The sequence below is a fragment of the Streptosporangium sp. NPDC050148 genome, from assembly GCF_055586505.1.
This window is the reverse complement of sequence record NZ_JBVJIA010000034.1, coordinates 2,174-25,326: the sequence shown is the minus strand read 5'-3', so window position 1 is coordinate 25,326 and position 23,153 is coordinate 2,174. Positions and strand designations below refer to the sequence as shown.

20 protein-coding genes are annotated in these 23,153 nt (G+C 72.7%); 9 read left to right on the top strand and 11 right to left on the bottom strand.

Features of this window, described 5'->3' with window-relative positions:
- The first annotated feature begins 33 nt into the window (after positions 1-33).
- Entirely contained in the window at positions 34-1,500 is a 1,467-nt protein-coding gene (locus tag ACZ6RT_RS30060) for an amino acid permease (RefSeq protein ID WP_470157303.1), read from the top strand.
- Positions 1,501-1,513: 13 nt separating this feature from the next.
- Here ACZ6RT_RS30060 and ACZ6RT_RS30055 read toward each other — a convergent pair whose 3' ends face one another.
- The 3 genes from ACZ6RT_RS30055 to ACZ6RT_RS30045 form a co-directional block, all read right to left on the bottom strand.
- Complete coding sequence (locus ACZ6RT_RS30055) at positions 1,514-1,840, bottom strand: DUF1707 domain-containing protein (RefSeq protein WP_399195307.1); 327 nt, start codon at positions 1,838-1,840, stop codon at positions 1,514-1,516.
- A gap of 294 nt (positions 1,841-2,134) precedes the next feature.
- Positions 2,135-4,210: a 3-hydroxyacyl-CoA dehydrogenase NAD-binding domain-containing protein gene (locus ACZ6RT_RS30050; protein WP_470157302.1), complete on the bottom strand. Its 2,076-nt coding sequence runs from the start codon at positions 4,208-4,210 to the stop codon at positions 2,135-2,137.
- Entirely contained in the window at positions 4,207-5,445 is a 1,239-nt protein-coding gene (locus ACZ6RT_RS30045) for a thiolase family protein (RefSeq protein WP_470157301.1), read from the bottom strand. The genes ACZ6RT_RS30050 and ACZ6RT_RS30045 overlap by 4 nt, the downstream gene beginning before the upstream one ends.
- A 162-nt stretch (positions 5,446-5,607) precedes the next feature.
- On the opposite strand from ACZ6RT_RS30045, the gene ACZ6RT_RS30040 reads away from it, so the two are divergent.
- Entirely contained in the window at positions 5,608-6,600 is a 993-nt protein-coding gene (locus tag ACZ6RT_RS30040) for a LacI family DNA-binding transcriptional regulator (RefSeq protein ID WP_399195313.1), read from the top strand.
- A gap of 193 nt (positions 6,601-6,793) precedes the next feature.
- On the opposite strand, the gene ACZ6RT_RS30035 is transcribed toward ACZ6RT_RS30040, so the two are convergent.
- From ACZ6RT_RS30035 to ACZ6RT_RS30020, 4 genes are all read right to left on the bottom strand, one after another.
- Positions 6,794-7,537 carry a hypothetical protein gene (locus ACZ6RT_RS30035; protein ID WP_344900995.1) on the bottom strand — a complete coding sequence of 248 codons (744 nt, stop codon included), beginning with the start codon at positions 7,535-7,537 and terminating at the stop codon, positions 6,794-6,796.
- Positions 7,538-7,788: 251 nt separating this feature from the next.
- Positions 7,789-8,622: a sugar phosphate isomerase/epimerase family protein gene (locus ACZ6RT_RS30030; protein WP_399195315.1), complete on the bottom strand. Its 834-nt coding sequence runs from the start codon at positions 8,620-8,622 to the stop codon at positions 7,789-7,791.
- A gap of 64 nt (positions 8,623-8,686) precedes the next feature.
- Positions 8,687-9,826 carry a dihydrodipicolinate synthase family protein gene (locus ACZ6RT_RS30025; protein WP_470157300.1) on the bottom strand — a complete coding sequence of 380 codons (1,140 nt, stop codon included), beginning with the start codon at positions 9,824-9,826 and terminating at the stop codon, positions 8,687-8,689.
- Positions 9,826-10,968 carry a Gfo/Idh/MocA family protein gene (locus ACZ6RT_RS30020; protein ID WP_470157299.1) on the bottom strand — a complete coding sequence of 381 codons (1,143 nt, stop codon included), beginning with the start codon at positions 10,966-10,968 and terminating at the stop codon, positions 9,826-9,828. The genes ACZ6RT_RS30025 and ACZ6RT_RS30020 overlap by 1 nt, the downstream gene beginning before the upstream one ends.
- A gap of 460 nt (positions 10,969-11,428) precedes the next feature.
- Here ACZ6RT_RS30020 and ACZ6RT_RS30015 point away from each other — a divergent pair, with 460 nt between their 5' ends.
- Both ACZ6RT_RS30015 and ACZ6RT_RS30010 read left to right on the top strand, forming a co-directional pair.
- Positions 11,429-12,061, top strand: a complete 633-nt coding sequence (locus tag ACZ6RT_RS30015; RefSeq protein WP_399195322.1) for an HNH endonuclease family protein — start codon at positions 11,429-11,431, stop codon at positions 12,059-12,061.
- 479 nt (positions 12,062-12,540) lie between these two features.
- Positions 12,541-13,014 (top strand): ATP-binding protein, encoded by a 474-nt coding sequence (locus ACZ6RT_RS30010; RefSeq protein ID WP_470157298.1) that lies wholly within the window; start codon positions 12,541-12,543, stop codon positions 13,012-13,014.
- Between the two features lie 90 nt (positions 13,015-13,104).
- On the opposite strand, the gene ACZ6RT_RS30005 is transcribed toward ACZ6RT_RS30010, so the two are convergent.
- Together ACZ6RT_RS30005 and ACZ6RT_RS30000 are read right to left on the bottom strand one after the other, a co-directional pair.
- Complete coding sequence (locus ACZ6RT_RS30005) at positions 13,105-14,331, bottom strand: HRDC domain-containing protein (RefSeq protein ID WP_470157297.1); 1,227 nt, start codon at positions 14,329-14,331, stop codon at positions 13,105-13,107.
- Positions 14,328-14,924 carry a DUF3000 domain-containing protein gene (locus tag ACZ6RT_RS30000; RefSeq protein ID WP_344900980.1) on the bottom strand — a complete coding sequence of 199 codons (597 nt, stop codon included), beginning with the start codon at positions 14,922-14,924 and terminating at the stop codon, positions 14,328-14,330. The genes ACZ6RT_RS30005 and ACZ6RT_RS30000 overlap by 4 nt, the downstream gene beginning before the upstream one ends.
- Before the next feature lie 785 nt (positions 14,925-15,709).
- On the opposite strand from ACZ6RT_RS30000, the gene hemE reads away from it, so the two are divergent.
- Entirely contained in the window at positions 15,710-16,747 is a 1,038-nt protein-coding gene (hemE, locus tag ACZ6RT_RS29995) for a uroporphyrinogen decarboxylase (RefSeq protein WP_470157296.1), read from the top strand.
- A 3-nt stretch (positions 16,748-16,750) separates the two neighbouring features.
- Here hemE and ACZ6RT_RS29990 read toward each other — a convergent pair whose 3' ends face one another.
- Positions 16,751-17,968, bottom strand: coding sequence for a DUF4349 domain-containing protein (locus ACZ6RT_RS29990; RefSeq protein ID WP_470157295.1), 1,218 nt, complete (start codon positions 17,966-17,968; stop codon positions 16,751-16,753).
- 166 nt (positions 17,969-18,134) lie between these two features.
- On the opposite strand from ACZ6RT_RS29990, the gene hemG reads away from it, so the two are divergent.
- The 3 genes from hemG to ACZ6RT_RS29975 all read left to right on the top strand — a co-directional run bounded on the left by hemG (position 18,135) and on the right by ACZ6RT_RS29975 (position 21,240).
- Positions 18,135-19,577: a protoporphyrinogen oxidase gene (hemG, locus tag ACZ6RT_RS29985; protein WP_470157294.1), complete on the top strand. Its 1,443-nt coding sequence runs from the start codon at positions 18,135-18,137 to the stop codon at positions 19,575-19,577.
- Positions 19,574-20,281: a hydrogen peroxide-dependent heme synthase gene (hemQ, locus tag ACZ6RT_RS29980; protein WP_399195334.1), complete on the top strand. Its 708-nt coding sequence runs from the start codon at positions 19,574-19,576 to the stop codon at positions 20,279-20,281. Before hemG ends, hemQ begins: the two co-directional genes overlap by 4 nt.
- 374 nt (positions 20,282-20,655) lie before the next feature.
- Entirely contained in the window at positions 20,656-21,240 is a 585-nt protein-coding gene (locus tag ACZ6RT_RS29975) for a hypothetical protein (protein ID WP_470157293.1), read from the top strand.
- 312 nt (positions 21,241-21,552) lie between these two features.
- Here the strand turns inward: ACZ6RT_RS29975 and msrB are convergent, their stop codons facing one another.
- A complete protein-coding gene (msrB, locus tag ACZ6RT_RS29970; RefSeq protein ID WP_399195338.1) occupies positions 21,553-21,954 on the bottom strand; it encodes a peptide-methionine (R)-S-oxide reductase MsrB in 402 nt (133 codons plus the stop codon).
- A gap of 597 nt (positions 21,955-22,551) precedes the next feature.
- Between msrB and ACZ6RT_RS29965 the strand changes: the two genes are divergently transcribed.
- Positions 22,552-23,004 carry a YbaB/EbfC family nucleoid-associated protein gene (locus ACZ6RT_RS29965; protein ID WP_470157292.1) on the top strand — a complete coding sequence of 151 codons (453 nt, stop codon included), beginning with the start codon at positions 22,552-22,554 and terminating at the stop codon, positions 23,002-23,004.
- The last annotated feature ends 149 nt before the right edge of the window (positions 23,005-23,153 follow it).

The following is a 23,153-nucleotide window of genomic DNA, read 5'->3' as shown; positions in this document are numbered from 1 at the left end:
CGGGGGATCATCACCGCCGATCGAGGAGGGTCCGTGAGCGTCTTGCGCGTCAAGTCGGTGGAACAGTCGATCTCCGACACCGAGGCACCGGAACATCGGCTGAGCAAGGATCTCAGCGCTCTCGACCTCACCGTCTTCGGTATCGGCGTCATCGTGGGCACCGGCATCTTCGTGCTCACCGGCCGGGTCGCCAGGGAGATGGCCGGGCCGTCGGTGGCCCTGTCCTTCGTGATCGCCGGGATCGTCTGCGCGCTCGCTGCCCTGTGCTACGCCGAGTTCGCCTCCACCGTCCCGGCGGCGGGGTCGGCCTACACGTTCGCCTTCGCCACCCTCGGCGAGTTCCCCGCCTGGATCATCGGCTGGGACCTGATGCTGGAGATGATGCTCGGCGCCGCGGTCGTCGCGGTCGGCTGGTCGGGATACCTCACCTCGCTGCTGGAGTCCGTCGGGATCGCCCTGCCGGGAGCCATCGCCGGGGAGGGGGCGACGTTCAACCTGCCCGCCGCGCTGATCGTGCTGATCCTCACCGCCATCCTGGTCATGGGCATCAAGCTGTCCTCCCGGTTCAACCTGGTCATCGTGGCCGTCAAGGTCACCGTGGTGCTGCTGGTCATCGTGGCGGGACTGTTCTTCGTCAGGGCCGCCAACTACGCGCCGTTCGTCCCGCCGTCCAAGGAGACCCCGGCGGTGGAGGGACTCTCCGCCCCGCTCATCCAGGTGCTCTTCGGCATCACCCCGGTCGCCTTCGGGGTGATGGGCATCTTCGGTGCCGCGGCGATCGTGTTCTTCGCCTACATCGGCTTCGACGTGGTCGCCACCGCGGCGGAGGAGACCCGCAACCCGCAGCGGGACCTGCCCATCGGCATCCTGTCCTCGCTCGGCGTCTGCACCGTGCTCTACGTCGCGGTCTCGCTGGTCGTGGTCGGCATGCAGCCCTACGGGCAGCTGAGCGAGGCGGCGCCGCTGGCGGACGCGTTCAAGTCGGTCGGCCAGACCTGGGCCGCCTCACTGATCAGCATCGGCGCGCTCGCGGGCCTGACGACGGTCGTGATGATCCTGATGCTGGGCATGTCGCGGGTGATGTTCGCCATGTGCCGCGACAACCTGCTCCCGAGCGGGCTGGGCAAGGTCCACCCGAAGTACCGCACGCCGTACATCATCACCATCCTGATGGGCCTCGTGGTGGCGGCGTTGGCGGGCCTGGTGCCGCTGTCCACGATCGCCGAGCTGGTCAACATCGGCACGCTCTTCGCGTTCGTGGTGGTCTCGATCGCGGTGATCATCCTGCGCCGCACCCGCCCGGACCTGCCGCGCTCCTTCCGTACGCCGCTGGTGCCGCTGGTGCCGATCCTGTCGGTGCTCGCCTGCCTGTACCTGATGCTCAACCTGCCGGTGGAGACCTGGCTGAGGTTCCTGGCGTGGATGCTCCTCGGGGTCGTCATCTACTTCGGGTACGGCTACCGGCACAGCAGGCTCTCGGAGCGTCACGCGGGGCGGTAGGCGGCGCGGCATCTCACGGGGGGTCGGGCGGTCGCAGGTCGTTCAGCGCGCTCTGGGCGTCGCGGTTGGTCTCGGCCTTCAGGACCGTCTCGACCCGCCGGGCGTGGTCCTCCTGGTCGATCCGGCCGAGGGCGAACGCCTCGTCGAGGAAGTTGAGCGCGAGCTGCCGCTCGGCGTCGGTGGGGCGGAGGTCGAACCACCGCTCCAGGACCACGCGGTTGCGGTCGGCCGCCGCCAGCGCCCGCCTGCGGCCCGCCGCGCGCACCCGTCCGACGATCACCACGAGGACCGCGACGGCGACGACCGCCAGCAGTCCCGACACGATGAGAACCTTGCCCATGCACACCCCCGAGCGTGTGGATGAGTGCACCGTACTGCGATCGCGCCGGCCGGTCCCGCCATACCGGCCAGGAGACCGGGGGCCGCATATGGCCAGGTCGGAGCCTTGTTGGCTTTTCCGGTCTTTCCATCGGGTTCGTACCAGCGACCCGTGACGTGACCCGCGAGCCGCTCGCCACGCCGCGACCGGCCACCCGCGACCGGCGAGGACCGGCCGCGGGGGAGGGGACGGGGAAGAGGAGAAGGGGCGCGCTCCGTCTGCGAGCGCGCCCCCGGCCGAAGCCGTCCGGTCAGATCACCGGCCGGGGACCGACGCCACCCCCGCGGGCAGGAAACGGGGCTCGGCGATGCCCGCGCGGTCCAGGTACGGGGTGATGCCGCCCAGGTGGAACGGCCAGCCCGCACCCAGGATCATGCACAGGTCGATGTCCTGAGGGGCCGAGACCACGCCCTCTTCGAGCATCAGGCGGATCTCCTCGTCCAGCGCCCGCAGCGCGCGCAGCCGGACCTCCTCGGCGGTCGAGGGGGAGGTGCCGCCGGAGAAGAGCGCCACCGCCTCGGGGTCCAGGGAGAAGTCCGGCGCGTACACGCCGGGCTTCCCGGCCGCGACCAGCCGGGCGAGGTTCTCCGAGACGCCGTAGCGGTCCGGGAAGGCCTCGTGCATGGTCTCGGCGACGTGCAGCGCCACGGCCGGGCCGACGAGCTGCAGCAGCGCGAACGGGGTCATCGGCAGGCCGAGCCCGTCCAGCGCGTGGTCGGCGACCTCCAGCGGGGTGCCCTCGTCCACGGCGCCGATGACCTCGCCCATGAAGCGGGTCAGCAGGCGGTTGACCACGAACGCGGGCGCGTCCTTGACCAGCACGGACGACTTCTTCAGCGAGCGGCCGACGGCGAAGGCCGTGGCGAGCGCCGCGTCGTCGGTCCCGGCCCCCCGGACGATCTCCAGCAGCGGCATCACCGCGACCGGGTTGAAGAAGTGGAAGCCCACGACGCGCTCGGGACGCCGGAGCCCGGAGGCCATCTCGGTGAGCGAGAGCGAGGAGGTGTTGGTGGCCAGCACGCACCCGTCGGAGACGACCTGCTCCACCTCGGCGAAGACCTGCTTCTTGACCTTCATGTCCTCGAACACCGCTTCGATGACGAAGTCGGCGTCGGCGAACGCGTCCTTGGTCAGCGAGCCGGTCACCAGGGCCTTGAGCCGGTTGGCCTCGTCGGCGGAGACGCGGCCCCTGCCGAGCAGCTTGTCGACCTCGGCGTGGACGTGGCCGACGCCGCGGTCCAGGCGCTCGCGGTCCAGGTCGGTGAGCACGACCGGCACCTGCAGGCGCCGGGCGAACAGCAGCGCCATCTGCGAGGCCATCAGGCCCGCGCCGACCACGCCGACCTTGGTCACCGGGCGGGCCAGGGCCGCGTCCGGGGCTCCGGCGGGCTTCTTGGCCCGCCGCTGCACCAGGTCGAAGGAGTACAGGCCGGCGCGCAGCTCGTCGCCCATGAGCAGGTCGGCCAGCGCGCGGTCCTCGGCGGCGAAGCCCTCGTCGCGGGAGGCGGTGCGGGCCGCCTCGACGAGCTCCAGCGCCCGGTACGGGGCCGGGGAGGCGCCGTGCAGCCGGGCGTCGAGCAGGAAGCGGGCGTCGGCGATCGCCGCCGACCAGTCGGCCCCGGTGTGGTCGGTCCGGGAGACCGTCACCTCGCCCCGGAGCACCCCGGCGGCCCAGCGCAGCGACTCCTCCAGGAAGTCGGCGGGTTCGAACATCGCGTCGGCCAGGCCGAGCGAGAACGCCTCCGCGCCCTTGATCGTGCGGTTCTGCGCGAGCGGGTTCTCCACGATGAGCTTGACGGCGGTGGCCGGGCCGGTCAGGCGGGGCAGCAGCCAGGTGCCGCCCCAGCCCGGGATCAGGCCGAGGAAGCACTCGGGCAACGCCACGGCGGGCACCCCCGAGGAGATCGTCCGGTACGTGCAGTGCAGCGCGACCTCCAGGCCGCCGCCCATGGCCGCGCCGTTGACGAACGCGAACGACGGCACGTCCAGCTCGCCGAGGCGGCGGAACACCTCGTGCCCCAGCCGGCCGATCGCCAGCGCCTGGTCCCGCTCGGAGATCAGCGCGGCACCCTTGAGGTCGGCGCCGACGGCGAACACGAACGGCTTGCCGACGACGCCCACGGCGGCCAGGTCGCCACGCCCGGCGACCGCGTCGAGGGCCTCGCCCAGCGAGGTCAGCCCGGCGGGGCCGAACGTGGACGGCTTGGTGTGGTCGAAGCCGTTGTCCAGCGTGATCAGGGCCATGGTGCCGGCGCCGTGCGGCAGCTCCACGTCGCGGACGGTCGCGCGGGTGACGACCTCGTCGGCGAACAGGTCCTTGATGTCCGTCACTTCTCGCCCTCCCAGCCGAGGTTCTCCCAGATGACCGTTCCACCCATGCCGAGGCCGACGCACATCGTGGTCACGCCGTAGCGGACGTCGGGGCGCTCGCCGAACTCGCGGGCGAGCTGCGTCATCAGGCGCACCCCCGAGGAGGCCAGCGGGTGGCCGAAGGCGATGGCGCCGCCGTAGGGGTTGACCCGGGGGTCGTCGTCGGCGATGCCGAAGTGCTCCAGGAACGCCAGCACCTGCACGGCGAACGCCTCGTTGATCTCGAACAGCCCGATGTCGGAGACGGACAGCCCGGCCAGCCGCAGGGCCCGCTCGGTGGACGGGATCGGCCCGACGCCCATGACCTCGGGGTCCACCCCGGCGAAGGCGTACGAGACCAGGCGCATCCTCGCGGTCAGGCCGAGCTCGGCCGCGACGTCGGCGGCGGCCACGATGCAGCCGGTGGCGCCGTCGTTGATGCCGGAGGCGTTGCCCGCGGTGACCCGGCCGTGCGAGCGGAACGGGGTCTTCAGGCCGGCCAGGCCCTCCAGCGTGGTGCCGGGGCGGGGGGCCTCGTCGGCCGTGGCCAGGCCCCAGCCCTTCTCGGCCGACCTGATCGCCGTCGGGACCAGGTCCTGCTGGATCCTGCCGTCGGCGTAGGCCTTGGCGACCCTCTCCTGGGAGGCGAGCGCGAAGGCGTCCGCGCGCTCCTTGGTGATGGAGGGGTAGCGGTCGTGCAGGTTCTCGGCGGTCATGCCCATGACGAGCGCGGAGGTGTCCACCAGGCGCTCGGCCAGGAAGCGGGGGTTGGGGTCGACGCCCTCGCCCATGGGGTGGCGTCCCATGTGCTCGACGCCACCGGCGATGGCGACGTCGTAGGCGCCGAAGGCGATGCCCCCGGCGACCGACGTCACCGCGGTCATGGCGCCGGCGCACATGCGGTCGATCGAGTAGCCGGGCACGCTCTTGGGCAGCCCGGCCAGGATCGCGGCCGAACGGCCGAGGGTCAGGCCCTGGTCGCCGATCTGCGTGGTGGCCGCGATGGCGACCTCGTCGACGCGCTCGGGGGGCAGGTTCGGGTTACGCCGGATCAGCTCGCGGATGACGCGGATCACCAGGTCGTCGGCGCGTGTCTCGGCGTACAGGCCCTTGGGGCCCGATCTGCCGAAGGGCGTGCGCACACCGTCGACGAATACGACGTCACGAGACGAAGGCACGGGGTTCGCTCCTCGTTGCTGGAAGGCTTCGGAACCCATGCTACTCGTCAGTAACAACGTCTGGCGCGGCCGGGCCCTGGCCGGATGGGTAGGTTGTCCCCGAGGATGTGCCGCTCCTCGGCTCCGTCTCGCCGATCTGTCCGGGATGCGAGACGGATACAACTCTGGCAGACTTGGAAAACGCTTTCCTGGAGGTCGTCGGTGGTCACGCTTGAGGATGTCGCCCGGCACGCGGGCGTTTCGCTCGCCACGGCGTCGCGGGTGCTCAACGGCAGCACCCGTCAGGTGGGGGCGTCCCTGCGGGCCAAGGTGGAACTGTCCGCCTCCGAGCTCGGCTACCGCACCAACGTGGCCGCGCAGACCCTCGCCCGGGGGGCCAGCAACGTGATCGGCCTGGTCGTGCACGATCTCATCGACCCCTACTTCGCCGCCATCGCCGACGGGGCCATGCGGGTCGCCGAGAGCCAGGGGCTGATGGTCATGATGGGCACCACGCACCGCGACCCGAGCCGGGAGATCGCCTACGTCTCCACGTTGAACGCCCAGCGGGTCCGCGCGGTGCTGCTCGTCGGCTCCCGGGTCGCCGACCCCGAGCCGACCCGCAGGCTCCGCGAGGAGCTCGACCGCTACCGGGAGACCGGTGGCCGGGTGGCCTGCGTGGGACAGGACCTGCTCGGCACCGACACGGTCGTGCCGGACAACCGGGCGGGCGCCGCCGCGCTGGCCCGCGCCCTGGCCGGGCTGGGGCACCGCAAGTTCGCCGTGCTCGCCGGCCCGGACTGGCTGCTCGCGCCCCGGGACCGGGTGGCCGGGTTCGTCGGCGCGCTGGAGGAGCTGGGCCTGCCCGAGCCGTTGGTGCTGTACGGCTCCTTCGACCGCGAGGGCGGCTACGCGGCGGCCACCCAGGCGACCGGGGTCACCTGCGTCTTCGCGGTCACCGACGTGATGGCTGTGGGCGCCCTGGCCTCCTTCAGGGATCGCGGCGTGCGCGTGCCCGAGGACGTCTCGGTGGCCGGGTTCGACGACATCTTCACCCTGCGGGACCTGGTCCCGGCGCTGTCCACCGTACGGCTGCCGCTCCCGCAGATGGGCGCCCGCGCGCTGGAGCTGGCCCTGGACGCGACGGACGAGGCCAGGGCGGAGACCGTGGCCGGAGAGGTCATCCTCCGCGAGAGCACCCGCGCCCTGGACTGAGGGACCCGCCCGCCGTCCGTGCCCGCCGTCCGTGTCCGTCGTCGGTGCCCGCGTCCCGTGCGTTCCCTCACCGTCGCCGGGGCGAGCCGGGCCGGTCCCGGACGGGCCCCCGTGTCACGCGAGCGGCCCGGTCCCCTGGCGGGGTGGTCCGGGCCGGTCGTTCCGTCGGGAGGTGGGGAGGCGGGGAAGGCGGTCAGCGCATGCCGGCGATCGGGTTCCCCTGGTCGTTGACCGGCGGGACGGTGATCTGCCCGCGCAGCCAGCGGATCGTCCGGATGACCCCGTCGCCGTAGCCGGGGGAGTGCTGGCGTCCCCGGCCGAGCTGCCGGGACACGTCCTCGGCCGCGGTCTCCTCCATGCCGAGGTTGAGCCCGGTCGGCCCGTGGATCGGACGGGGCGTGTTGCGGACCGGGGACTTGCGGCGCGTGCCGAGCACCCACTCGCACACGGCGACGGTCCCCGAGCACCACTCCTTCTCCCACTCGCCCGCGGCGTTGGGCATTCCCGTGCGGGCCAGCTCGGCGATGCGGCTGATCTCGGCCTCGGTGCGGAGGATGACCCCGCGCCCGCCGACCAGGTGCCCGTGCCCCTCCGAGGAGCGGCGGCCGGGGATCGGCAGGCCGTCCTTGGCGCCGATCAGCCAGTTCAGGGTGCTGATCACTCCGTCGGCCGGGACGACCCGGCCTTCACGCGGCACCCGCTCGGCGGCGTCGATCTCCGCGCGGGCGTCGGCGAGGCTGGGGGGCCCGGAACTGGGGCGCCCGCTGATGGGCGCCTGCTCACGCTTGCCCAGGGCCCACAGGATCGCCTCTCCCTGCCCGGACGGCGCCGAGTCGGGGTTGGCCGCCTCCCACTCCATAATGGCCTCGAGTACGGCCAGGACATGCTCCGGCGGCCGCTGTACGGCGGGGCTGGCTTCGCTCTCTGCGGTCGTCATACCCCTACCGTACGAGTACCGGCGTCGTCACTCCAACGTGAAGCCCCGATCCGGGGCCGATGAACTCGTTTTCCGCCTCCTGGAACGGTCCCGGCCCGGTCATCCCCTGGCGGGACGCCACCGATCCTCCCCGCGACGGACCGCCACCGCGTCCCCGGGAGGACCCGGCGGCGGCCCGGCGGCGATCCGTCGGCGATCCGGTGGCGGCCCGGTGGTGATCCGGTGGCGGCCCGGCGGTGGCGGGGACGCGTTCAGACCCCGATGAGCGCGCCGAAGGCGGTCCTGACCCTGGCCAGGACCTCGTCGGGGTCGGCGGCCCAGACGTCGGCGTTGAAGATCTCCACCTCGACGTCCCCGGTGTAGCCCGCCGCGGCCACCGCGTCCGTCAGCGGGGCGAAGTCGATCACCCCGTCGCCCATCACCCCCCGGCCGAGCAGCGCGTCGGCCGGGAGCGGGCACAGGAAGTCGCACACCTGGTAGCTCGCGATCCTTCCCGCGGCCCTGGCGATCTGGTCGAGGACCTGCGGGTCCCACCAGACGTGGAAGGTGTCGACGACCACGCCCACCTGCTCGGCGGGGTGCCGTTCGGCCAGGTCGAGGGCCTGGCCGAGGGTGGACAGCACGGCCCGGTCGGCGCAGTACATCGGGTGCAGCGGCTCCAGGGCCAGCCGCACCCCCCGCTCGCCCGCGTACGGCGCCAGCTCGGCCAGCGCCTCGGCGACCCGTTCCCGGGCGGCGGGCAGGTCGCGGGAGAAGGTCCCCAGCGGCTCGCCGGGCACCACGCCGGGCAGGCCGCCGACCACCATGACCAGGCAGGCCGCGCCCAGGGCCGCGGCCTCGTCGATGGCCCTGCGGTTGTCCTCCAGGGCCTCGGGGGAGCCGGTGGTCAGGAAACCGCCCCGGCAGAGCGACGACACCCGCAGGCCCGCGTCCGCGACGAGCTTGACGCTCTCCTCCAGGCCCTGCGCGGCCACGTCCTGCCGCCACAGGCCGACGGCCTCGACGCCGTGCCGCACGCACCCGTCGACCACCTCGGCCACCGACCACCGCTTCGTGGTCCACTGGTTGAGCGAGAAACGGCTCATCGCCACGCTCCCGTCCCCGCGGCCGGGCCGGGGACCCAGGGTGCGGCGGTCGCCGCGAAGGTCCTCACAGCCCGTTCACCGCCAGCAGGGAGCGCATCCGCGCGACCGCCAGCTCCGGGTCGGTCAGCAGCCCGGCCCGGTCGGCCAGGCGGAACACCTCGGCCAGGTGGGACAGCGAGCGCGCGGCCTGGGCGCCGTTGACCATGCAGAAGGCGTCCTGGTGGCCGTTCAGCCAGGCCAGGAAGACGATGCCGGTCTTGTAGTTGTACGTGGGGGCCTCGAAGATCTTCCGCGAGAGCGGGACCGTGGGCGCCAGGATCTCGTCGTAGCGGTCGAGGTCACCGGCGTCGAGGGCCCGCAGGGCCGCGGCGGCGGCAGGGGCGATCGCGTCGAAGATGCCCAGCAGCGCGTGGCTGCCGGACCTGATCAGCGAGGGGTAGTTGAAGTCGTCGCCGGTGTAGAGCCTGACGCCCTCGGGCAGTGCCGCGCGCAGCCCGATCTCGTGCTCGGCGTCCAGCAGCGAGACCTTGACCCCGTCCACCTTCGCGGCGTGCTCGCCGATCAGCGCGAGGAACGACGCGGTGGCCTCGGCCACGTCCTTCGAGCCCCAGTAGCCCGCCAGGTTCGGGTCGAACATCTCGCCCAGCCAGTGCAGGATCACCGGGCGGTCGGCCCGGGAGAGCAGCTCGCCGTAGACCCGGTGGTAGTCCTCCGGGCCCCGGGCGGCCGCGGCCAGCTGCCGGCTCGCCATCACGATGACCCCGGCGCCCGCCTCCTGGACGGTCTCGATCTGCTCGGTGTAGGCGGCGACGATCTCGTCCAGGGTCCGGGCGTGCGGGGCCTGGTCGGTACCGGCGCCGCAGGCGACCAGCGTGGCCGGGTCGCCGAGATCACTGAACGCCTTCGCCTCGGTGGCGCTGCGCCGGATCAGCTCGCGGGTGGCGGGCCAGTCCAGGCCCATGTTGCGCTGCGCGGTGTCCATGGCGTCGGCGATCCGCAGCCCGTGCGACCACAGGTGGTGGCGGAACCGCAGGGTGGCGTCCCAGTCGACGGCGGCCGGGGAGCCGGGGGTGTTGTCGCCCAGCGGGTCGGCGACCACGTGGGCGGCGGCGTAGACGACGCGGGAGCCGGCCGGGCTCGCCGTCCGCTCCCAGGTCACCGGCTCGCGCAGGACGTGGGTCCCGCCGGGGAGCGCGATCCTCATCAGGGCTCCACCACGAGGCGGCGGCCCTCGGCCGAGGAGCGCAGGCCGAGCTCGGCGAGGCGGACGCCGCGCGCGCCCGAGGCGAAGTCGTAGGGGAAGGGCTCGTCCTCGACGACGTGGCGGACGAACCGCTCCCACTGGATCTTGAAACCGTTGTCGAACTCCGCGTTGTCGGGCACCTCCTGCCAGTCGTCCCTGAAGCGGGCGGTGACCGGCAGGTCGGGGTTCCAGACCGGCTTGGGGGTGGTGGCCCGGTGCTGGATCCGGCAGTCGCGCAGGCCTGCGACGGCGCTGCCGTGCGTGCCGTCCACCTGGAACTCCACCAGCTCGTCGCGGTTCACCCGGACGCTCCAGGAGGAGTTGATCTGCGCGACGATCCCGCCCTCCAGCTCGAAGATCCCGTAGGCGGCGTCGTCGGCGGTGGCGCGGTAGGTCTCGCCGGCCTCGTCCACCCGCTCGGGGATGTGGGTGACGGCCTGGGCGTAGACCGAGGTGACCCGGCCGAACAGGTTCTCCAGCACGTACGCCCAGTGCGGGAACATGTCCAGGACGATCCCGCCGCCGTCGGCGCTGCGGTAGTTCCACGAGGGGCGCTGCGCGGCCTGCCAGTCGCCCTCGAACACCCAGTAGCCGAACTCGCCGCGCACCGACAGGATGCGGCCGAAGAAGCCCCCGTCGATCAGGCGCCTGAGCTTGAGCAGGCCGGGCAGGAAGAGCTTGTCCTGCACGACGCCGTTCTTCACGCCCTTGGCCGCGGCGGCCTCGGCCAGCGCCAGCGCGTCCTCGGAGGTCTCCGCGGTGGGCTTCTCGGCGTAGACGTGCTTGCCCGCGTCGATCGCCTTGAGCACGGCCTTGACCCGGGCCTGGGTGACCTGGGCGTCGAAGTAGATCAGGTTGGAGTCGTCGGCGAGGGCCGCGTCGAGGTCGGTGGTCCACTCGGCGATGTCGTGGTCGGCGGACAGCCGTTCGAGCTTCTCCGCGCTCCGGCCCACCAGCACCGGCCTGAGCAGAACCCGCCCGCCGCCCGACAGTGGCACGCCGCCCTGCTCGTTGATCGCCAGAACCGATCGCACCAGATGCTGACGGTAACCCATGCGACCGGTGACGCCGTTCATCACGACGCCGATGCTTTGCGGGGACATCTTCTCCGGACCTCCAATGGAAAGCGCTTTCCGTACCACCGTACGGTAGTCGCGGGGGTCGCGGCAAGCACCCCGGAGGGACAGGGTCGTGTGATATTCCTAACCAACGATCCACGTCATGACGTGGTGTTCCATGTGTCGGGACGCGCACACCCGTGCTTTTCCCGTACGCCGGTACGGCCGCGGTGGGGATTTCCCCGGACGTTTCCTGTCGTTCACCGGACTTTCTCCGGCACTGCGGGCGGAAAAGGAAAAGGGCGGCGCGCGCGGGTGAGGAGTCCCCGCAGATCACGAACCCGCGCCGGGAAACGTGCGTCAGGATCCGACCAACGGCCCCCTGACTGATCGTCAAACCATGACATTTGCTCATTTGTCATGACTTGAGACGTTCCGTCTGTCCTCCCCTCGCCGTGCCCAGACCCCCCGACTGGCCGAGGCGGAGCGACAGAAGGGGCAACTCGTGAAGCGAGTCGTCACCGCGGTCTCCGCCGCCCTCACCACCGCCGTCCTCTGCCTCTCCCTGACCCCGGGGACGGCGGGCGCGACCCCTCCCAACATTCCCTCGGCGCCCACCGCCGCCAGCCGTCTTGCCACGCTCACCGTGGCGCCGGAGACCAACCAGTCCTCCTATGACCGCACCCTGTTCCCCCACTGGATCACCGTCAGCGGCGCCTGCAACACCCGCGAGACCGTGCTCAAGCGGGACGGCACCGGGGTGGTCGTGAACTCCAGCTGCGCGGCCACCTCGGGCAGGTGGTACTCCCCGTTCGACGGCGCCACCTGGACCGCCGCGAGCGACATCGACATCGACCACATGGTGCCGCTCTCCGAGGCCTGGCGCTCCGGCGCCCACTCCTGGACCACCGCGCAGCGGCAGGCCTTCGCCAACGACCTCGGCGGGCCGGAGCTGTGGGCGGTGACCGACAACGTCAACCAGGCCAAGGGGGACCAGGACCCCTCGACGTGGCAGCCGCCGCTGGGCACCTTCCGCTGCACCTACGCCAGGGCGTGGATCCAGGTGAAGTTCCACTGGAAGCTGACCCTGCAGAGCTCGGAGAAGACCGCCCTGCAGAACATGCTCGCGACCTGCTGACCCCGCACCGGCCGGCCCGTCCCCGTCGCGGGGGCGGGCCGGCGTCGTGCCGTCTCCTGGCGGCGGCCGGGAACGCCTCGTGCCCGATCCGGTGACGCGGGAGAGACGGGACCGTGATTCACGACGCGTTCCCGGCGGCGGATGACGCCCGCCGAATTCCCCCGAAACACCTGAATCACCAGAAAGCCTCGCATCGTGCCGATCCCGGTCGCGAATTCGCGGGCAATCCTCCACGCCACCCGCACCGAATCCCGTACCGGCGAAAGACCCGCACCGGGTCCGTGCCGGGTCCGTGCCGGATCCCCGCCGGGCCCGTGCCGGCCGACGGCCGCGGCCCTGCGGCGTCACCGTGCGGACGCGCGAAAGCGCCTCCGCTGAGTGTCGGAGCGAACGCGTAGGGTAGTCGTCCCTGTGGGGATTCCCGTCGGGGACGGCCACGAAGACGGCGATTCATGAAATCCAGGTGGGGGGCGTCGAGCATGGAACCGAGAAAGCTCGCAGAGATATTTCTGGACAACAATCATGAATCGGTACGGCAGGCACGCCGGGAGGCGCGCGAGGCCCTCGGCGCGGACCACGCCCTCCTGGCGGACGTCGTCCAGGTGGTCTCCGAGCTGCTGGCCAACGCCGTGGAGCACTCCGACCGCGGGCCGGTGGACGACCTGATCGGGCTGACGCTCACCGACAGCGCCGACTCCGTCCGGGTGGAGGTCTCCGACGCCGGTTCCACCTCCCGGGTGCCGCACATCCCGCGCGACCGGCCCGGAGCCGGTCGCGGTCGCGGCCTGCTCATCGTGGACCGGCTCTCGGGCGGCCGGTGGGGGACGTGCGAGCACGGCCGGGGCCTGGGCCGGACCGTGTGGTGCGCCATTCCCTACGCGCGCCCGGCGCCCTCCGGCACCGGGGGCGCCGGGACGGGGCTGCGCCTGCCGCAGGCACTGTCGGTGAGCTGAGCGGCCGGGCCCCATACCCTCACGCCTGCCCCCGATCTCCGGACGGAGCGGATGACCCGCCCGCTTCGGCGGGACCGCGGCCCCGTCCCCTCACGCCTGCCCCTTGATCTCCAGACGGAGCAGGGCCTTGGCGATCGGATGGGCGGTCAGCGCGATCTGCCACTCGCGGGCGCCCAGCTCGCGCAGCCGGGCGGCGACGGTCTCGTCGTCGACGACCTCGGGCGGCTCCCACGTCAGACGGCGTACCGCGTCGGGCTGGATCAGGTTCTCCGCGGGCATGTGGTGCTCGTCGGCGAGGGCGGCGACCACGGTCCTGGCGGCGGCCAGCCTGCGGGCTGCGACCGGGTCGCGGTCCATCCACCGGTTGGCCGGGGGCGGCCCGTCCCCCTGCACGCTGGGCTGGGGCAGTTCCGCGTCCGGCAGCGAGCGGGCGGTGCCGATGGCGGCCAGCCAGTCGCGCAGGTGCCGCCGGGCGCTGCGGCCGGTGAACGGGGGGATGTCGGTGAGCGCCTTGGTGGTGCGGGGCAGTTCCAGGGCGGCGGTGACGATCGCCGAGTCCGACAGGACCCTGCCGGGGGCGACGTCGGACTCGCGGGCCAGCCGGTCGCGCAGCGTCCACAGCTCCCGCACCACCGCCAGGCCGCGCAGCGAGCGGACCTTGTGGATGCCCGAGGTGCGCCGCCACGGGTCGGAGCGGGGGGCCGGGGTCCGGTGCGCCAGCACGGCGGCGAACTCCTCGCGCGCCCAGGCCAGCTTGCCGGTGGACTCCAGCTCCGCGTGCAGCACGTCGCGCAGCTCGATCAGGACCTCGACGTCGAGCGCGGCGTAGCGCAGCCAGTCCTCCGGCAGCGGGCGGGTGGACCAGTCGGCCGCGGAGTGGCCCTTCTCCAGCCGCAGGCCCAGGACGTTCTCCACCATCAGGCCGAGCCCGACCCGCTCGTAGCCGAGCAGCCGGCCGGCCAGCTCGGTGTCGAACAGCTCGCGCGGGTGGAAACCCACCTCGGCCAGGCACGGCAGGTCCTGGGAGGCGGCGTGCAGCACCACCTCGGCACCGGCCAGCGCCGCGTCCAGCTCTGACAGGTCGGGGCAGCGGATGGGGTCGATCAGCGCGCTGCCCGCGCCCGCCCGGCGCAGCTGGACCAGGTACGCCCGGCCGCTGTAGCGGTAACCGGAGGCGCGCTCGGCGTCCACGGCGACGGGACCGGTGCCCTCGGCGAAGGTGCGCACCACGCGGGCGAGGGCCGCCTGGTCCTCGATGACGGGCGGGATCCCCTCGCGGGGCTCCAGCAGCGGAACTACGGTCGTCTCGTCGGTCACGTTCTGAAGGGCTCCGGATCCTCGCGACGACGCGGCGGCAGCGCCGCCACGCCGGGTGGCAGGGGTGGTATGCCCGCGGCGAGGCACATCAGATCGCACCAGGCGGCGACGTGTCCGGACAGGTCCTCCTGCAGCGGTGACCAGGACGCGCGCAGCTCCAGCTCGGTGGTCACCGGATCCTCGGCCTTGTTGCCGAAGCCCTCGGAGACCGCCTTGGTGACGGTGCCTCCCGCGGCGGCGTAGCCCGCGTCGTGGGCGTCGAGCGACTCGGTGAGCCAGCTCCACGCGACGGGGCCGAGCAGCGGGTCTTCGGTGATCTCGGGTTCCATGTCGGCCCGGACGTAGGCGACGAGCCGGAACTGGCCGTCCCAGCCGTTCCGGCCCTCCGGGTCGAAGAGCATGATGAGGCGCCCGATCGCGAGCTCGTCGTCGTCGCGATAGACCGAGGCGCCGATGGCGGCCGAGTACGGGGCCAGGCGCTGCGGTGCCGGGATGTCCTCCAGCTCGATCTCGGGTCTGACCTCCGCGGGATGCATGCTCGCCACCGCGCGCCTGAAGGCGGCGGGAGCGGGCGGCGCGTCACCGACGGTCATATCGGAAGCGTAGGTCGAAACTGATCGCATGGGGACCACTGGGGTGCGTATAGGAGCCATAGGAACCGATCAAGCCGCTGTCTGCGGCCTGTGCGGGGCGGGTGCGACCCCGCCGAGGAGAACTCCCGGAAAGGACGTACGGCCGCGCGTGGCGCGGCCCCGTCCACCGCCGTGTCCGACGGCATGTCCACCGCCGTGTCCGACGGCACGTCCACCTTCGTGCCCGTCCCCCGGTCGTCCGGGGCGCCCGCCCGGGGCGCCGCAGGGACGGGACCGTTGACGGGACCGTTGTTCGAGGACCCGCCCGCGAGCCCAGGAGGCGCAGGAGGCGCAGGAGGCACGGTGCTCACCGCGACGTTCGGGTGAACTCCACATGGTGGACATCGCACGGGCCTTTCGTCGGGTCGTGGTCCGACGTTGGCACGTCGCGCCGACATTTCCGCGCAGCGTGCTCGGCGTGTCCCCAAAGTGGTGCAGGAATCGATGCCGCGCGGTGACTTGGCGAACATTTGGACCAGCCGGGGGCCGGGCCAGGATCACCGATGAGAGGAACTGTACCCGCAAACATGATCTCTCCGCGCCGCCCGCTCCGGCCGGGGCGCGCGGACATCGGATCCAAGAGGACGAACGCCCCAAAACCGGTAATACGCGATTATTATCATCATTTAAAAATATGTAGGCATTCTCAGGGACGAACATGGTGGACAAAGGCGATCCCCTGCCGATCGCACCGGGTTCCCGACCGCGCCGAACCGACCGGTCCACCGCCGTGGGACCCTGGGGGGGTGACTTCCGAGCCCGCCGACTCCGCCTTCATCCGCGCCTGCCGACGCCGGCCCGTTCCCCACACGCCGGTGTGGTTCATGCGCCAGGCCGGTCGCTCACTGCCCGAGTACCGGGCGCTCCGCGAGGGGGTGCCGATGCTCACCGCCTGCGCGACCCCCGACCTGATCACCGAGATCACGCTGCAGCCGGTGCGCCGGTACGGGGTGGACGCGGCCATCCTCTTCAGCGACATCGTCGTCCCGCTCAAGGCGATCGGGGTGGACCTGGACATCAAGCCCGGCGTCGGACCGGTGGTCGCCGCGCCGATCAGGGACGCCGAGGCGGCCCGCGCGCTGCGCCCGATCGAGCCGGACGACGTCTCCTACGTCACCGAGGCCGTCCAGGCGCTGACCAAGGAGCTGGGCGCCGTCCCGCTCATCGGCTTCGCGGGCGCCCCGTTCACGCTGGCGTCCTACCTGATCGAGGGCGGCCCCTCCAAGAACCACGACCACACCAAGGCCATGATGTACGGCGAGCCGGGGCTCTGGCACGCGCTCATGGACCGGCTGACCGAGATCACCCTGGGCTTCCTGCGCGTGCAGCTCGCCGCGGGCGTCTCCGCCGTCCAGCTCTTCGACTCCTGGGTCGGCGCGGTCTCGCCCGACGACTACCGCGAGTTCGTCCTGCCCTACACCGGCCGGATCTTCGACGGCCTGGCCGGGCTGGACGCCCCGCGCATCCACTTCGGGGTCGGCACCGGCGAGCTGCTGGGCCTGCTCGGCGAGGCCGGGGCCGACGTGGTCGGCGTCGACTGGCGGGTCCCGCTGGACGAGGCCGCCCGGCGCGTGGGGCCGGGCAAGGCGCTCCAGGGCAACCTGGACCCGGCCATCCTGCTCGCCCCCTGGGAGGTCGTCGAGCGGCGGGCGGGCGAGATCCTCGCCCGCGCCGCCGGCCTGGAGGGCCACGTGTTCAACCTGGGTCACGGGGTGCTTCCCGGCACCGACCCCGACCAGCTGGCCCGCCTCACCGAGTTCGTGCAGACGGCCTCGGCCCGCTGACCCCTACCGCCCGGCCCGTCCCCCCGCGCCGGGCCCGTCCCTGCCGGGTCCGTCCGCACGGGGCTCGTCCGTGCCGGGGGCGTTCCCGCGGTCCTCGTCGTGACCGTCGTTCCCGCCCTCCCCGTACGTTCGGCGGTCCGGGTCCGTCTCCGGGTCCGTCTCCGGGTCCGTCTCCGGGTTCGAGTCCAGGTCCGGGTCCGTGTCCGGGGCCGGCTCACTGCCCGTACGGTCCCCGTCCGCGCCGAGGGCGGGGCCGCCGGGTGCCGAGGGCCGCCCGGCCGGAGCGGGCCGGCGGCCGTCGCGCCCCCTGCGGCGGAGCACGAACGCCACGACCGCCCAGACCAGGCCGATCGCGACCAGCCAGGGGAGCAGCACGCCCAGCAGGGTCAGGCCGACCTTGACGGCGGTGATGAAGGCGCTCCAGCCCTGACGCAGACCCTCCAGGAAGCCGGAGGGCTCTTCCTCCTCCTGCTTCACCACCGCGGCCGGGCCTACCAGGTTCAGGGTCAGCGTCGCCACGCTCGTCTGCGAGGCCAGGGACTTCTGCCTGGCCTGCAGGGACTCCAGCTCGCTCTCGCGGTCGGAGAGCTCCCGCTCCACCTGGAGCACCTCGCCGATCGTGTTGGCCCGCTTCAGCAGGGTGCGCAGCGAGTCCAGGGCGGCCCTGGCCGACTTCAGGCGGCTCTCCACGTCGGCCACCTCCTCGGTGACGTCCTCGGTGTTCTGCGTCAGCGACTCGCGGGTGCCCAGCTCCTTGCCGAGGCGGTCGAGCGTGCCGGGGTAGTTCCCCGGCGGGATCTTGAAGACCAGCGTCGCGCTGCCCTCGCCCTCGGAGCGGGAGTCCGACCTCTCCATCGCCAGGTAGCCGCCCGCGGCGGTGACGATCCGGCGGGCGGCGTCCGCCGCGGCGGTCACGTCCTTGGCCCGCACCGTCATCTCGGCCGTGTAGACGATGGCCCTGTCCTGCGGGACCACCTCCACCCGACCGGGCTTCGCCGCCTCGTCCCGGGTTTCGACCTTGGCGGCCGTCTCGCCCGGTTCCCGCTGGCGAGCCGCCCTCGACTCCGATCCGCCGGCGGAGTCGGAGCCGGAGCCGGCCGCGGGGGCGGCGGGGGCCACGGCGTCGGAGGACGTCATCGCGCCTCCCCCGCAGGCGGTCGCCAGCAGTGCCAGACCTGCCAGGGCGACGGCCAGCCGGGGGCCGTACCGGAATCTGTTCATGACCCTGATGACGGAGTGCGCGGCGGCGGGGTTCGGAGCGGGACGGTCACGATGGCGTCACGTTCCGCGCCCTGCTCGGCACCGCAGCGGGCCCGCACGCGAGGAGGGCGCGCGGGCGCGGGGCGGGAGAAAGACCCGGCGGGACCGAGCGGTACGGTCAGGAGTCATGGAAGGCAACCGGAGACACGTGGTGGTCGTCGGCGGGGGGATCTCCGGCCTGGCCGCCGCGTGGTATCTGCGACAGGGCGACGAGCACCTTGAGATCACCGTGCTGGACGGCGCCCCGCGCGTCGGCGGCAAGCTGCACGCCGCCGAGGTGGCCGGAGTCACGGTGGACACCGGGGCCGAGGCGATGCTCGCCAGGCGGCCCGAGGGCAAGGAGCTGGCCCGGGCGGCCGGGCTGGGCGAGGAGCTGCGCCTTCCCGGCACCACCCGCGCGAGCATCCTGAGCCGAGGGACGCTGCGTCCCATGTCGAAGGGGCACGTCATGGGCGTGCCGTCCGATCTCCTGGCGCTGGCCCGGTCGAGGGTCCTGTCCCCGGGCGGCCTGGCCAGGGCGGGGCTGGAGCCGGCCCTGCCGGCCACGCGCATCGCCACCGACGTCTCGGTGGCCGCGTACATCCGGGCCCGGATGGGCGAGGAGGTGGTCGACCGGCTGGTCGAGCCGCTGCTCGGCGGCGTCTACGCGGGCAGGGCCGAACGGCTCTCGTTGGACGCCACCATGCCGAGGATCGCCGCCGCGGCCCGCTCCGAGCGGTCGCTGCTCGTCGCCGCCCGGCACATCGCCGCGGACGCGCCCAAGGACGCCGGGCCGGTCTTCACCACGCTGCGCCGGGGTATGGGCAGCCTCCCCGAGGCCGTCGCCACGGCCTCGGGCGCGACGATCAGGACCGGCGTCACCGTGCGCGAGCTGCGGCGGACGCCGTCGGGCTGGCTGCTGGTGACCGGCCCGGTCCCCAGGCCCGAGACGCTGGAGGCGGACGCGGTGATCGTCGCCGTCCCGGCCCCGGCGGCGAGCAGGCTGCTCGCGCAGGAGGCGCCCTCGGCCGCCGCCGAGCTGGCCCGGATCGAGTACGCGAGCATGGCCATCGTCACGCTGGCCTACCCGCTCGAGGCGTTCCCCCGGCCGCCGGACGGCAGCGGCTACCTGGTCCCGGCCGTGGACGGGCGGACGGTCAAGGCCGTCACGTTCAGCTCGGTCAAGTGGCCGCACCTGGCCGAGACCGACCCGGGCCTGGTCCTGCTGCGCTGCTCGATCGGCCGGATCGGCGAGGAGGAGACGCTCCAGCGCGACGACGCCGGGCTCGTCGCGGCGGCGACGGCCGAGATGGCCGACGTGATGGGCGTGCGCGGGCTGCCCCGGGACTCCCGGGTGACCCGCTGGGGCGGCTCCCTGCCGCAGTACGAGGTGGGCCACCTCGACCGGGTGGCCCGTGTCAGGTCGGCCGCCGCGGCCCTGCCCGGGCTCGCCCTGTGCGGCGCCGCCTACGACGGCCTCGGCATCCCCGCCTGCGTGTCGACCGCCCGCACCGCGGCGGCCCGGATCCTGGACCACCTGGATCCCACGGGAGAATGGCAGAGCAGGACCGATTCGCTGACGAAGGGGTGAGGACGACGGACGTGAACCCGCGGCCCAAGGCACGCGAGCTGAACGATGTGATCCGCTACACGATGTGGTCGGTGTTCAGGCTGAGCGAGCGCTGTCCCGGGCACCGTGAGGGCATCGCCGCCGAGGTCGACGACCTGATGGCCCAGATGGCGCAGAAGGACGTGGTCACCCGCGGCCTGTACGACGTGGCGGGCTTCCGCGCGGACGCCGACTTCATGTTCTGGTGGCACGCCCCGACGGCCGAGGACCTGCAGGAGACCTACTCCCGCTTCCGCCGCACCGGCCTGGGGCGGCTGTCGGAGCCGGTCTGGTCGGCCATGGCGCTGCACCGCCCGGCCGAGTTCAACAAGTCGCACATCCCGGCCTTCCTGGCCGAGGAGGAGCCCCGCGGGTACGTGAGCGTCTACCCGTTCGTGCGTTCCCTGGAGTGGTACCTCCTGGACGACGCCGACCGCCGCCGGATGCTCGCCGAGCACGGCAGGATGGCGCGTGACTACCCCGACGTGCGCGCCAACACCGTCGCCTGCTTCTCGCTGAACGACTACGAGTGGATGCTGGCCTTCGAGGCCGACGAGCTGCACCGGATCGTCGACCTGATGCGCACCCTGCGCGGTGCCGAGGCCCGGCGGCACACCCGCGAGGAGACGCCCTTCTACACGGGCGTGCGCAAGCCGGCCGCCGAGCTGATCGCCGCGCTGCCCTAGCCCGGATCCCCGTCCCCGTTCCCGTCCCCACGCCCCGCCTCCGCGGGGCGTGGTGTCGTCGCGGCCGTACGGGCCGCCCTTCCTCTGGCGCGAGGGCAGGTCCCGCGGGCGTGAGGGCGGGTCCCTCAGCGCGACGGCAGGGACGGAAGGGACGGAACGCGTCCCCCGGGGGGACCGGACGAAAATAATCTCGTGAGAGTCTCTTTACCGCCCCTTTGATTTGCCATACTCGGTGAAAATCACCTGTCGATGTGAGGCCAAGGGTGAAAAGGGGCGAAGCTCTGGCACGATCCAGGCGGCGTGCTCGAGGGCGCCGGAGAAAGCAGACACGTTCACGCGTCCTCGACGTCTCGGCGGGCATCGCCGCGCTGGCGGTGGGCGTCCTCGCGATCGGCGGGGTCTGGTTCCCCGACGAGGAGGCCCCCGGGAGCGGGGTGGCCCGGGCGGCGGCCCCGGGCGGTCCGGCCCCTGCCGCGGCCCGGCCCGCGGCACCCGCGGGCGGCACCGTGGTGGCGGCCGAGGTCGACCGTGAGAACGCCGGGAACACCGGGAAGGCCGACAAGGCCGAGAAGAAGGAGAGCGCCGCGGAGCGGGCCGAGGCGGAGAGGAAGCGGCAGAAGGCCAGGGAGATGAAGGCCTCGGGGCCGTCCAAGCACACCGACAAGGGCGCGGTGGCCTACTTCAAGGGTCACAAGGCGAGCAAGCGGGTCAAGGACGTCCGAATGGTCGGCGGATATCTCCGGATATACACCGACCTGCCGGAGACGGCGGACAACTCCAAGCAGGCCGTCACGCTCTGCGAGGCCGGGGTCGACTACCTCGTCGGAGAGCTCGGCACGCCCAGCCCGGTGGTCTTCGTCCAGGCCGAGTTCGGGGAGAACGGGAATCCGGTCTTGGCCAACATGCTCGGCCCGGACGATCCCGACTGCCGCCTGACGTACCCCAAGCAGGGGAAGTAGCCCGCACCGCGCCGCGTGGTGGTCACCCTGACCCTGGTCCTGCCGCAGATCGTGCAGCGCTGGGTGATCACCTGGCCGATGGTCTCGATGACCTCCCACCTGTGGCGGAGATGCACGGGGGCTCCTTAGGAGACACGCTGCGGAGGCCTTCGAATACTACGCGTGGTGCCGCCCGTCCCCTCCGGGACGGGCCCGGCCCGTCCGGAGGCCGGGGGGTCCGCGCCGGGGCCTTGAGGGGCCCCGGGACGTGGGAACCCCGGATCCGCCGGGCCGCCCGCCGCCGGTGGGTCCCGGCGGGCGAGCGGCGGTGGGTCACTCGGCGGGTTCCAGCCTCAGGGAGACCGAGTTGATGCAGTAGCGATCGTCGGTGGGCGTGCCGTAGCCCTCGCCGTGGAAGACATGGCCGAGGTGCGAGTCGCAGGTGGCGCAGCGGACCTCGACGCGGGTCATGCCCATCGAGCGGTCCTCGATCAGCGTCACCGCCTCCGACTCCGACGGCTCGTAGAAGCTCGGCCAGCCGCAGTGGCTGTCGAACTTGGTGTCGGACCGGAACAGCTCGCTGCCGCAGGCCCGGCAGCTGTAGACGCCCACGGTCCTGGTGTCGACGTACTCCCCGGTGTAGGGGCGCTCGGTCCCGGCCTGGCGGAGCACGCGGAACTCCTCGGGAGAGAGCTGGACGCGCCACTCGGCGTCGCTCTTTACCACCTTGTCCATGCCGCCAGCCTATGCGGTGAGCGGTATGCCCGGCAGCGCCGCGAAGCGGCCGGCAGGGGCCCCGGACTCGGACGCGGAAAAATCTTGGTGGGCGAAGCATCCTTTGGTGCCCGTTTCGGCGTCTTCACCTGTGGGGGGTGTCTCACCTTCCTGAAAGAGGGGTCAGACCATCTGCCCGGCCGGCCGCGCTCTGCGGCCCGACCGGATGCCGCCGTCCTGGTGGCGCGCCAGCGCCTGGGCCCGGCGAGCAACAGGTGGCCGTACGGTCCGTCCCGTCGAGTGCCCGGTCCCGCCGCCGTGGCGGCTCCGGGGCGGACCTACCCGTCGTCCCGTACGCCCCGTCATCCCGTACGCGCGCGAGCCCGTCCGGCGCCCGCCCTCCCCCCCTCCGCGCTCCCGTCGCCGGTGCGCCCGCGTCTTCACGCCCGCCGGACCGTCTCTCCCGTGCCCGGCCCGCCCGTCCCCACGGCCGGGATCTTTTCGGCCGGGCCGATTAGCGGTGTCGGGGATGTCCTGACCCCGTGAGCGCCCCACCGGTCGGAGAGGTGTTAGATCTTTCAAGGAACTCTGATCGCGAGTCGTTTCCGGGAGGAACGCATGACCACGCCTGACGGCCGCTCCTGGCGGACGGGTAACCCCGAGGTGGACCGGCTGACCGAGGGGTTCGACGCCCTCTCGCTGCAGTACGAGGGGATGCTCAAGGAGCTGGGCGACCTGCGTGCCCGGGGTGAGGCGGCCGACGGGCTGGTCTCCGTGGAGGTCGCCCCCGGCGGGGCCCTGCTGGGCGTGGACATCAACCCCAGGGCCATGCGGCTGGGCTCGGAGGCGCTCTCCGAGGCCATCATGGAGGCCGTGACCGAGGCGTCGAAGGCGGCGACCGCGCGCCTGGACGCGGTGCTCGCCCCCCTGCTGGGCGGCATGGAGGGGTTCGGCGAGTCGTTGCGGGGACGGCTGCCGGGCCTGGACGGGGGAGCCGGGCTCTCGGCCGACCCCGAGCTCGCCGAGGCCCTGCGGAGCCTTCAGGAGCTGCGGGCCCGGTACGAGAGCTGATCCGGGCCGTCCTGGGGGGGGGGGGGGGGGGGGGGGGGGGGGGGGGGTGGGGGGGGGGGGGGGGGTGGGGGGGGGGGGGGGGGAGGGGGGGGGGGGGGGAAAGGAGGAGAACACGTCCCAGACATAGGGGGGGAAAACACGGACTGGGC